General features: G+C 68.4%; 6 protein-coding genes and 1 pseudogene. 1 reads left to right on the top strand and 6 read right to left on the bottom strand.

All coding sequences use genetic code 11. The features are described from left to right. From D187_RS47375 to D187_RS51445, 6 genes and pseudogenes are all read right to left on the bottom strand, one after another. Nucleotides 1-1266: tetratricopeptide repeat protein (locus D187_RS47375; RefSeq protein WP_245592014.1), on the bottom strand; the 1266-nt coding region annotated here is incomplete at its 3' end. 103 nt (nucleotides 1267-1369) lie between these two features. Further along, nucleotides 1370-1741: pseudogene (locus D187_RS54515) on the bottom strand (CHAT domain-containing protein); the annotation flags it as partial. Nucleotides 1742-2592: 851 nt separating this feature from the next. Next, nucleotides 2593-4362: a sigma 54-interacting transcriptional regulator gene (locus D187_RS47365; protein WP_245592013.1), complete on the bottom strand. Its 1770-nt coding sequence runs from the start codon at nucleotides 4360-4362 to the stop codon at nucleotides 2593-2595. Between the two features lie 91 nt (nucleotides 4363-4453). Next, nucleotides 4454-5251 carry a tetratricopeptide repeat protein gene (locus tag D187_RS47360; protein ID WP_043435494.1) on the bottom strand — a complete coding sequence of 266 codons (798 nt, stop codon included), beginning with the start codon at nucleotides 5249-5251 and terminating at the stop codon, nucleotides 4454-4456. Then, on the bottom strand, nucleotides 5248-6939 hold the full coding sequence (locus D187_RS47355; protein WP_081714137.1) for a serine/threonine-protein kinase: 1692 nt from the start codon (nucleotides 6937-6939) through the stop codon (nucleotides 5248-5250). The genes D187_RS47360 and D187_RS47355 overlap by 4 nt, the downstream gene beginning before the upstream one ends. A 62-nt stretch (nucleotides 6940-7001) precedes the next feature. Beyond that, complete coding sequence (locus D187_RS51445; protein ID WP_020918756.1) at nucleotides 7002-9185, bottom strand: LamG-like jellyroll fold domain-containing protein; 2184 nt, start codon at nucleotides 9183-9185, stop codon at nucleotides 7002-7004. Between the two features lie 296 nt (nucleotides 9186-9481). On the opposite strand from D187_RS51445, the gene D187_RS47340 reads away from it, so the two are divergent. After that, nucleotides 9482-10705, top strand: coding sequence for a GON domain-containing protein (locus D187_RS47340; protein ID WP_020918755.1), 1224 nt, complete (start codon nucleotides 9482-9484; stop codon nucleotides 10703-10705). Nucleotides 10706-11100: the final 395 nt, after the last annotated feature.

Genomic DNA, 11100 nt, shown 5'->3' with positions numbered 1-11100 from the left:
GCGAGGTTGTTGAGCGAGGCGGCGACGTCGGTTGGCGAGGTTGTTGAGCGAGGCGGCGACGTCGGGATGGTTCTTGCCGAGGGCCGCTTCCCGGAGGGCGAGCGCGCGCTCGTAGAGGGGCTCGGCCCGCGCGTACAACCCCTGGTCCGTGTAGACGCCAGCGAGGCCGTGGAGCGAGGCGGCGACGTCGGGATGGTCCTTGCCGAGGGCCGCTTCCCGGAGGGCGAGCGCGCGCTCGTGGAGAGGCTCGGCCCGGGCGTATGCCCCCTGGGCCACGTAGCAGGTGGCGAGGCTGTGGAGCAAGGCGGCGACGTCGGGATGGTTCTTGCCGAGGGCCTCTTCCAGGAGGGCGAGAGTACGCTCATAGAGGAGCTCGGCTTGGGAGTACTGCCCCAGGGACGCATAGAGGAGGGCGAGGTTGCTGAGCGCGGTGGCGAAGCGGGGGTGGTGCTTGCCGAGCACCGCTTCGTAGATGGTGACCGTGCGCTCGGTGAGCGGCCTGGCCCGCTCGTAGAATCCCTGGGTTGCGTAGAGCAGGGCCAGGTTGTTGAGCGTCTGGGCGACGTCGGGATGGTTCTTGCCGAGGGTCGCTTCCAGGATGGCGAGCGCGCGCTCGTAGAGGGGCTCGGCCCGCGCGTACAATCCCTGGGTCGTGTAGAGCAGGGCGAGGTTGTTGAGCGAGGCGGCGACCTTGGGATGGTTCTTGCCGAGCGCCGCTTCCCAGAGGGCGAGCGCGCGCTCGTGGAGAGGCTCGGCCCGGGCGAATTGTCCCCGCTCGGAGTAGAAGAGGGCCAGGTTGTTGAGCGAAACGGCGACGTCGGGATGGTTCTTGCCGAGGGCCGCTTCCCGGACGGCGAGCGCGCGCTCGTAGAGGGGCGCGACCCGGTCGTACAGCCCCCGGAGCTTGTAGAGCGTCCCGAGGTGATCGAGCGAGCTGGCCACGTCGGGATGGTTCTCGCCGAGGCCCGCTTTGCGAAGCTCGAGCCCGCGCTGAAGCAGTGACTCGGCCCGGGCGAAGTCCCCTTGAAGCAGGCGGAAGTAGCCGAGCACGTCCAGGCACGTGGCGACTTCGGGATGTTTGCCGCCGAGCACCGCCTCCCGCAGCGCCAGTGCCTGCTCTCCCCGCCCGATGGCGTCGGCATACCTGCCCGCTTCGTAGAACGCGATGGCCTCGTTGAGGGCCGTCTGCGCCCGCGCCAGCCGCGGCTCCGGGGGCGCCGCTTCCGCCACGGCTCCCGCCGCACAGCACAGGACAACGACCATCATCCATCCGAGAACCCGCCGCACATCCACCCCCCTGGGTTACAGAGAACCGAGCCTTGGAACACTTTAACCGAGGGCGTCCCCACGCGGGTGGGCTCGAGCCGATGAAGTGGCCCACGGCGCGTGAGCCCGCGGGCCCGGAGGGCTCCTCCGGGACGACCTCGGAGGAGCCCTTGAGGAAGAAGCCATGGGTGGCCAGATGCAGCACCCCGGGGGTCTCCAGTTGCAGCAGCCGTTGCTTGGTGGCCTCGGCGCCCAGGAAGAGTTGGGCCTGGGGAAACAGACGTTGGATGGTCTCGGCCTCCCGGCGGGTGCCGGGCAGCGGCGTCCAGGGACGCTCCGCCAGGTCCGCGCGCACCGTGGAGAAGAAACGCAAGTGCTGGCCATCGTGAAGGGCGGCGAAGGGGACGAGGCCCAGCTGGCCGTCGGGCGACAGGAACAGGCGGTGGGCGCCATCCAGGAGCGGAAGGAGGGGTTGGAGAGGACACGACCTCCCGAAAACAAGCTTTGGAACGAGGGCCTATCGAAAACTTTCGCCAGACGATTGCCATTGGGCCGGGCCGGATGCATGCAGGAATGCATGGCGCATATGCGAACATGACGGTGGTTGAGCGAGCCGCTCATGGCGGATACTTGGCCGACAGGGCGAGCATCGTCTTTGCCTTGCCGCCATGGCGAGAGCGTCCACTCCTACCTTCTCGCGCGGAGCCATCACCATGCCCTCTGTGTCCATGTCGAGCCCCGGAGCCGCGATACCCACCACCGTTGCTTCGAGCAATACGCCACGGGTCAATCCTCCCCAATCACCATGCAGTCCCGCGGCTCCCCACGGCGAGCCAGAGCCGCGGCAGGAGGTCCCGGCCAGTTTCGACTCCGCGCCGGCACATGACTACTCCTCGCTGCAAGGCGCGAGGAAGTCCACCGAGCATGTCCCTGGTCGGGGGCAGGCGCTCTTCAAGACGGGCGGTGGCAAGGCGAGGCGCGAGGCCACTGGCACCGGTTCGAGCCCGGAAAGGAAGTGAACATGAAGACGAGGGAAGTCACCATCCTCGACCCCTGGGGTGCGCAATACGGGGAGCTCGTCCTTCCCTTCCACCTGGTCCGCAAAGCCTTCGACCACGTCTCGTCCAACCCCTTGAGCTAGCCCGGACAGCACACTCAGCCCGCTGGGGCGTGGCGGCGACCTCTGGAGATCCGGCGGTGCCACAGCAGCCACTGGTGAGCTCGAGGTCCAGTAAGCGGCGCGCCGGGGCCAGGGGGCCCGTCGGCCACTCGCTCGTCGACGAACCGCCCCCCGGCCCCACGTCACCGGGGCAAGCCCCCTCCGCCCTACTCGGGCTTCTTCACGCCCAGCACCTTCATCCGATACGACAACGTCCGTACCGCCATGCCCAGCTTCTTCGCGGCTTCCGTTCGATTCCAGCCGGTCGCGGCGAGAGCCTCCTCGAGCATTCTGGCCTCGAACTGATTCACCTTCTCCCGCGCCTGCTCCGGCTCCAGCGCCGCCGGTGCCGGTGCCGGTGCCGAGCCCTTGCCCGGAGCCGCTTCGGGACGGTGCCCCCCCGTACGCACTCGCGCGGGCAGGGCTTCCGGCCCGATGAGCACGCCCTGGGTGACGACCACCGCGCGTTCAATCACATTGCGTAGCTCACGGACGTTGCCGGGCCACGAGTAGGCTTCGAGGAGCGCGAGCGTCTCCGGAGAAATGCCCTCGACTCGACGGCCATTGGCTTTGTTGGCCGCGTGCAGGAACCTCCGCACCAGCGGCTCGATCTCGTCCCCTCGCTCACGCAGCGGAGGAATCTCGATGACCACGCCGCTGAGCCGGTAATAGAGATCGGACCGGAACGTGCCCGCCTCCGCCATGGCCTCGAGGTCGCGGTGCGTCGCCGCCACGATGCGCACGTCCACTTCGAGCTCTCGGTTCGAGCCCACACGGTTGAAGGCCCCCACCTCGAGCACGCGCAACAGCGAGGCTTGCGCCGCGGGGGGCAGCTCGCCGACCTCGTCCAGGAAGACCGTGCCGCCATCGGCCTCCTCGAACACGCCCTTCTGCTGTTGCAGGGCACCGGTGAAGGACCCCCGCTCGTGCCCGAAGAGGGTGCTTTCGACCAGGTCCCTCGGGATGGCCCCGCAGTTGACGCGGACGATGCGCCGGCCCTTGCGCGGACCACTCTCGTGGATCAGCTGTGCGAGCACCTCCTTGCCCGTACCGGTCTCGCCGTGGAGGATGACGGGGATGCGCGAGGTGGCGACGTTGGCCACCGTCTCGAGCACCGGGCGCATCATCTGGCCCGCGATGATGGCCCCCTCCGGGCTCTCCCCCCTCACGAGCAACGCGGCTGGACCGCTCTCCACGGGTTGCTCGGGCGAGGCGCGGTGGGCGGCCTCACGAGCGGCCTCGAACAGCGCGTCCGCGGTGCCGCCGGAAGCCGGGTAGAGGGCAAGGCCCACGAGCAGCTGGCCGACCCCGCCCGCGCGTGAGGCCGTGATGGCCCGGGCGATGCGATGGACCTCCTCCGCGCCCGTCTCCGGCAGCAACACCTCGAGCGCGCTGGAGCCGTAGAGCGACATGACATCGACCGAGCGGAGGTGACCGCGCACGGCCGCGATCCAAGCGCCCTCTTCCCGCTCGGGTGGGGTGGCGCCCCCTGGGGTGAGAGCGCGCACCAGGAGCAGGGCGAAGGGGCGGTGGAACTGCCGTGCGCGCGTGAGCTCCTCCTCCAGGCGGTGCCGGATCAGCTCTTCCCGAACGAGGCCGAGGGAGTCCCCCTTGGCTCCGAGGGCCTGCACCTGAAGGCTAACGGCGCCCAGGACGACCTCATCGCCCATCGTGAGCTCGACGCGGGAGACGCGGCCGCCAGCGAAGAAGGTGCCGTTCTTCGAGCCGAGGTCCTCCACCAGCACCCGCGAGCCGGAGAGGAGAAACCGGGCGTGCTCTCGCGACAGGGTCTGGTCATCGATGCGGAGCCCCGCGGCCGGAGCGCGCCCCACGATGAGCGGTGTGTCCGGTAAGAGCAGACGCGTCACCTTGTTTCCACCATGGCTCGAGATCAATGCGACGCGCAGCCGGACTGGCGGCTGGTACGCACGAACCAAGGGCCCCTCCATGCTCACGGTTTCCAGGGCGTCGCCCTGAGCTGATGGATCCCTTGGCATGAACTCCCTTCCATTCGCGACCGGGCTTCTGTCACGGCAGGTGTAGAGCGAAACCGAGCCCCGCCTGGACCGTGACGGCGAAGCGATAGAGCTCGTCCTGGCGGGTGAAGAAGTAGTCGGCTCCGACGTCTACCACGCCCACGAGGCCGGCTGGCAGCGCGATGCGCGCACCGACCACGGGCCCCGCTCCATAGGTGTCGAGCCCTGGTATCAGGCTGGCTCGCAAGCCCAGGAAGGGCCTCAATGTTCCCTGGCCCGGCAGTACTCCGCCTTGCAGATGGAAGGCCGGGGAAGCGCCCAGCAGCACCCGGGCGCTGCCTTCCAGGGACTCGCGCTGGAAGGCGAGCCCCACTCCCAAGGTCCACTGCTGATCCACGGCTTCGAAGAGGCCGAGCGCCTCCGGCCTCAGGGAGATGGGGGCCGCGCGGGCGGCACGCCGCCGCTCCGCCTCTCGCGCCTTCTCGAGCTCTTGCTCTCGCGTGGCGAGCTGCTGCTCGGACTCGACCTGCTGGCGGATGACTTCCGCGTACGCGACCAGCTCTGGCGGGAAACGCACGGGATCCACCCTCACCTCGGGGTGCTCGCGCGCCAGTTCCTCCAGCGGCCTCCGAGCCTCCTCCATCTGTCCCAGGGCATACAGGGAGGCGGCCAGGTAGATGCGGATCAGCGCCCGGCTCGCGGGGGGCCGTTGGGGCTCGGCCAGCTCCTGCTCGAAGAGCCGGGCCGCGGCCTCGAAGTCCCCATACTCGTAGCGTTCGATCCCTGGTGTCTGCGCCCAGGCGGCCCCGGACACGAGCAGGAGAGTCACCAGCCCAAGGGGGAGCTTCATGGAGAGAGAGACTGGGCCTCGGCCCCCAGGTCCGCGACGTGCTGCAGCCTACCGCCGGAGGGGATGACGAGGGTCCGCCGATAGTGCGAGAAGGCCGGGTTGCGCAGCTCGAGCTCATGCTCGCCCGAGGTCAGGGTGTAGCTGTGGTTGGGCGGCACACGCCCGAGCTTCTGCCCATCCACCCAGACATCCGCCCAGGTGCCTCTCATCACGAGATGGAGCGTACCGGTGGCCGCTGGCTGCTGAGCGGGCTCGGGTGGTGCGGAGGGCGGCTGGGAGGCCACGGAAGTGGCCGCGCGAGGGGGAGCCGCATGCACCTTCTTCTTGGTGGGGGCGGGCGCGCTCTCTCCACGCCTGGCTGTCGCCGTGAGCACGGGCGTGGGAGCCTGGATCGGCTCGGGCTCGGGCTCGGAGCGCGGCACCCGGACCACCGGCTCGGCAAGAGCGGGGCTTGTCACGGGCCGCGCCGCGGGGGGCGGTGCGCGACCGAGGGAGGCCGACCTCCCGGGCCCGCGAGTCATGACCACGCCCACCCCGAATGCCAGTGCCAGGACGCCGCCCGCCACCGCGCTCCACCTTCGGAGCGCGCCGCGCTGGGGAGGTGCGGGGCGTGGCTCCACCAGGGGGCCCGGCGTGACCGGCGGAGGTTGGAGGGTCACCGTGGGAGGCGAAGCGGGTAGCGCGGCCGAGGGTGGCTCGAGGAGGGTGAGCGCCTGGGAGTTCCTCGCCCCCGAGGACAGGCTGGAGCCCTCTCGTGACGGGAGCAGGGCCCTGAGCTGGCTGGCCACCTCGCTGGCCGAGCCTGGACGCTGCCGGGGCTCCTTGGCGAGCAGTTGGAGGACGAGCGCATCGACTTCGGGGGGCAGCTCCACGAACAACGAGGGCGCGGGCGGCGGTGTCCTCAGGTGGTGGGCGACGATCTCCATGGGAGAGCGGCCGGTGAAGGGCCGCTGCCCGGTGAGCAGCTCGAAGGCGATGACACCCACCGCATACAAATCCGTCTGGGGGCTCACCGCCTCACAGAGGGCCTGCTCTGGAGCCATGTACTGCGGCGTGCCGACGACGACATCCGAGTGCGTCTGCGCGGTGGTGCCCTGGGGGGCGGTGCTGCGCTTGGCGAGCCCGAAATCGAGCACCTTGATGGACTCGGTCCCGTTGGACTGCCGGGCAACGAAGATGTTGCTCGGCTTGAGATCGCGGTGGATGACGCCCACGGAGTGCGCGGCGGAGAGCGCGTCGAGCACCTCGCACAGCAGCGCGAGAGCCTCCGGGAGCGGCAGGGGCGCGCGGGCCTGGAGGAGCACGTCGAGGGGGCTGCCCTCGAGATACTCCATGACGAGATACTGGCCGACGCCCGGCTGCTGGCCGAAGCCGAAGATGTCGATGATGCCATGGTGACGGATGGCGCTGGCCGCGCGGGCCTCGGCCAGCAGCCCGCGGGCCTGGGGCCCCTGGGAGCGCTCCTCGCGGATGAGCTTGATGGCGACCTTGCGGCCAATCGTGAGGTGCTCGCCCGCGTAGACAATGCCCATGCCGCCGCTGCCGATATGCTGGCGCACCACGTACTCGCCGAGGTGCTGGCCCACCAGCGCGTCGGGCACGAGCGTTCCATCGACAGGGCACGCCAGCGCGCCCTCGGGCACGCAGTGGCCACAGGTACCGCAGGATCGGGATGCGCGCGCACTCATTCGTGAAGGGAGTCCCTCCCCCACGTCATACCACGATTATCCAGATGTAACGGGACTCCATGTCATGAACGAGAGCGCGGGCGGAGGAGCCCGAGCACCAGCAGGACCCAGGGCCAGGAGCCCTGCCATGAGGAAGGGGCGGCGGAGCAGCCCAGGCGGTAGGCGCCGCGCCGTGAGGTGAGGAAGGGCACCTCGGGGGGAAGGGGGCTGACGTTGCCGGCCCTGTCGGTGGCACTGACCGAGACGCGGTGCGTTCCCCAGGGGAGAGGAACCTCGGGTTGTCTCCTCCAGACGCCTCGGGCATCGGCGTGAACCGAGCCGGCGTCGATGCCGTCGACAAGGAGTGTCACGGTCGTGCCAGGCTCGGCCGTGCCGGAGAAGAGAGGCCTGTCGGTGAGGAACTTCTGGCCGGGAGCTGGCTCCTGGAGAGAGGGCTCCATGGGGGCCACGGTATCCACCGTCCAGGCATGGTGGGCGGCCTCGGGGTCCACATTGCTGGCCTCATCGCGTGCCCGGACGGCGAGCTGGTGCTTGCCGTCGTCCAGTGGAGGAAAGACGACGCCAGCGGGGCATTCGCTGAAGGGCGCCGCGTCGAGGCTGCACTCGAAGGTGGAGCGTGGCTCGCTGGAGACGAACGAGAAGGTGGGGCTTCGCAGGCGGGTCTCTGGCTCGGGAGCCGAGGCGAAGCTCGTCTCGGGAGGCGTCTTGTCCACCCTCCAGGAGTACGTGACAGGCGAGGCCTCTACGTTGCCCATCACATCGCGAGCCTGGACACGAAAGGTATGGAGGTCCTCGGAGAGGGACTGGATTTCAAATGGCGAGGTGCAGGGCTGGAAGGCAGCCCCATTCAGGCTGCACAGGGAATGGAGGTCCGTCCAGTTGGCGCTGAAGATGAAGGAGGCGGTGTCCACGTTGGTGGGGTTGGCGGGCCGTGTGCTGAAGCTCGTTCGCAGCTCTCTTGGGGCGTCTCCCGCACTGAAGTTGGCGGCGATGCGGCTCGGTGACAGCGCCGTCCGGTAGACGCGGAACTCCGAGATGGAGCCCTTGAAGAAGGGGTGCACCGTGGACAGCGAGCGGCCCAACCAGTTGTTCGCGGTGGTGCCCAGACGAGCCGGGGTGAGGTCCGTGTGACTCCGCGCCACCTCCAGGCCATTGACGTACAAGCGGATGAGCCCCGTTGTGTGGTCCAGGGTCACCGCCACATGGGTGAGCACTCCCACCGGAAATGGATTGTGGTTCGCGGGCACCAGTTCCTCTCCGCCCTGTGGGGTGGTGAGGGCGAAGAGAGGCGTGGAGCCATTGGACGAGGTCAGGAACATGGAGGACCGCACGTTGTCATTGAAGTCGAAGATGCGCGCCATGACCTGCGCCTCGGTGGAGTTCCACCTCACCCAGGCTTCGAAGGTCGCATCCTGGAGGATCGCGATGGTCCCTCCGATGGGCAGGTTCACGTAGGCGCCCGCTCCGTTCAAGACCACCTCGCCATCGGCAATCGTGGCGCCCCCCTCGAGGGTGGCATTCGCACCGCTCACCGAGTCGACCCCACTGGTGGTGAAGCTATAGCGGTGGACCAACTCCGGAGTGGGCTCCGAAACAGACCGCAAGTCGAGACGCAGGCGGCCGTCGGCGGTGCCGATGGCGCCACAGTAGCCGCCTGCCGTGAGATTGACGATCTGGCTACCGCTGGGGGTGGCCGAGCCCGCCGGCAGGTACCCGTTGAGCTGGAACTGGTTGGGCACGATGTCGAAGGGCGTGCCCGTCAGGTCGATGTTGGCCCGGCCGGTCTGGGAGTTGGGCGCCACGCAGTCGGCCGCATTTCCCAGCCCCTGGCTGTAGATGTAGGTGTTTCCGTAGAGCACCCAGCCTTCGCTGGTGGAGAAGGTGGTGTCGCCGAGATCGAGCGCGAGCGTCGCGGGATCGAAGCGCGCCTTGGTGTACCAGCTCTTCAGCCCATTGGCAGAGGTGTTCAGGCTCTCGGCGTAGTGGGCGTAGTTGGTGGTGCTCCCGGTCTTCGGCAGCGTGAGGTACTCGCGCGGAGTGCCCGCCATGTCGTGGCAGTAGAGCGCCACCCGCTGGCCGCCGAGGGTGAGGGAGTAGGTGCCATCCCCAGCGTCGGGGTACTGCGCGCGAACCTCGGCACAAGAGGTGGCCGCGTGGCCGAGGCCCGGCAGCAGCAGCGGGGCCGCGGCAGCCAACGTCCACCAGAGAGGCTTCCAGTTGGGAGAGGAGCGAGCGTGGGATGGCATGTCTGGGAGTTCTTGGGAAAACAAGCCAGCATCATACTGACCTGCATCCGTTCCAGAGCAGCCTCCGTGCCAGTTGCCTGACGAAGGCGGGAGAGCGGAACCACCTGGGGTTCGAGAACGGGCGGCAAGTTCTTGCCGGCGGGGCAAGCCCGCTCCGGCAACTTCTTGCCGTGGTCAGCGGCCATTCGAAGAGACAGGCAGGGCCGGGTGAGGTGGGCGAGCCGCTGGCACGCGGAATGCTCTGGCGCTGGGGCAGGCCGACATGATGCTGGCCTGTTCCCAAGGATCCCTCAAACATGAACATGACGACCCATCCGCTCCCCTTCTCCCAGGGAAAGCCTCTCTGCATGGCGCTGACCGCCTCGGCCGCGCTGCTGCTGCCGGGCATTGGCCACGCGGCCTCCACCTGCGCCGAGGTTCGCGCGCAGAACCCCTTCGCTGGGGATGGCACATACACCATCTCGGTTGGCAATCAGCCGGTCGATGTGTACTGCCACGACATGGCGGGCTCGCCTCGTGAGTACCTCACGCTGCCGAAGACCGGGAGCACCACCAACTACGCCCACTACGGCCAGAGCCCGAACACCTCCGCCGGTGGAATGAAGAGCTGGTACACCAAGGCGCGCTTCGACCCCGCGACGCTCGCGCTCAATCTCGGCGACACCACCTTCTCCACCAGCGAGGGCTGGGTGCGCTACGGAACCACCTACGTCTACAGCCAGGGGCTGGGAGGTGCGGCCGACTGCGCGGCTCCCTATTCGCAGACCGGCCGGGGCAACATCGACCTGACGGGCACGCCCTTCGACATCGTGCCCAACCAGTTCCAGCTCAACGGGTACCTGCCGGCGGGCTCGGCCACCCCCAGCGGTAGCCAGATCGTCAACCTCGCGGCGGGCGGCTACTGTGGCGCCATCGGCACCTCCGACGGCCGCCTGCAGCTCACGTTGCGGCCTTCCACCTGTGCCAAGGTTCGCGAGCAGAACCCCGCGGCCTCGGATGGCACCTACGTCCTCTCCCTCGTGCATGGAACCCGGGATGTGCAGGTGTATTGCCACGACATGGCGGGCTCGCCTCGTGAGTACCTCACGCTGCCGAAGACCGGGAGCACCACCAACTACGCCCACTACGGCCAGAGCCCGAACACCTCCGCCGGTGGGCTGAAGAGCTGGTACACCAAGGCGCGCTTCGACCCCGCGACGCTCGCGCTCGAGCTCGGCGACACCACCTTCTCCACCAGCGAGGGCTGGGCGCGCTACGGAACCACCTACGTCTACAGCCAGGGGCTGGGAGGTGCGGCCGACTGCGCGGCTCCCTATTCGCAGACCGGCCGGGGCAACATCGACCTGACGGGCACGCCCTTCGACATCGTGCCCAACCAGTTCCAGCTCAACGGGTACCTGCCGGCGGGCTCGGCCACCCCCAGCGGTAGCCAGATCGTCAACCTCGCGGCGGGCGGCTACTGTGGCGCCATCGGCACCTCCGACGGCCGCCTGCAGCTCACGTTGCAGCCTGTCCTCTGAGAAGCGCGTTCGCTGACGCTCGTGCACGAACCGCGATCCATCCGTCGCGGTTCGAACAGCGTGGGGCCATCGTCGCGTTCGCTCTCGTCGAACCGCGACACCTGTACCTACACTGACCACCGCGCCATCCACACGGCGCTGTGGAACACCAACGTCGGCGGGCGAATCAGTTCCGTTTCGGACGCTATGCACGCACACACCTTCCAGATGAGTGGCAAACCCTGGAAGCGCGAGTCCACCAGCCCCTGTGAGGGTGTGATTCATTCTTGAGAATCGAGAGGCCAATTCTCTCGGAACATGTAAAGGCATGCTCCTCGTGAATTCGCGAATTCATTGACGCTCTCGTCCCTCAATCATGGTATTACGGCCGACATCCCAATTCGGCGCTCTCGTCC

Origin of the sequence: Cystobacter fuscus DSM 2262, assembly GCF_000335475.2 — a bacterium.
Taxonomy (GTDB): Bacteria; Myxococcota; Myxococcia; order Myxococcales; family Myxococcaceae; genus Cystobacter; species Cystobacter fuscus.
This window is presented reverse-complemented; position numbering and strand designations above follow the sequence as displayed.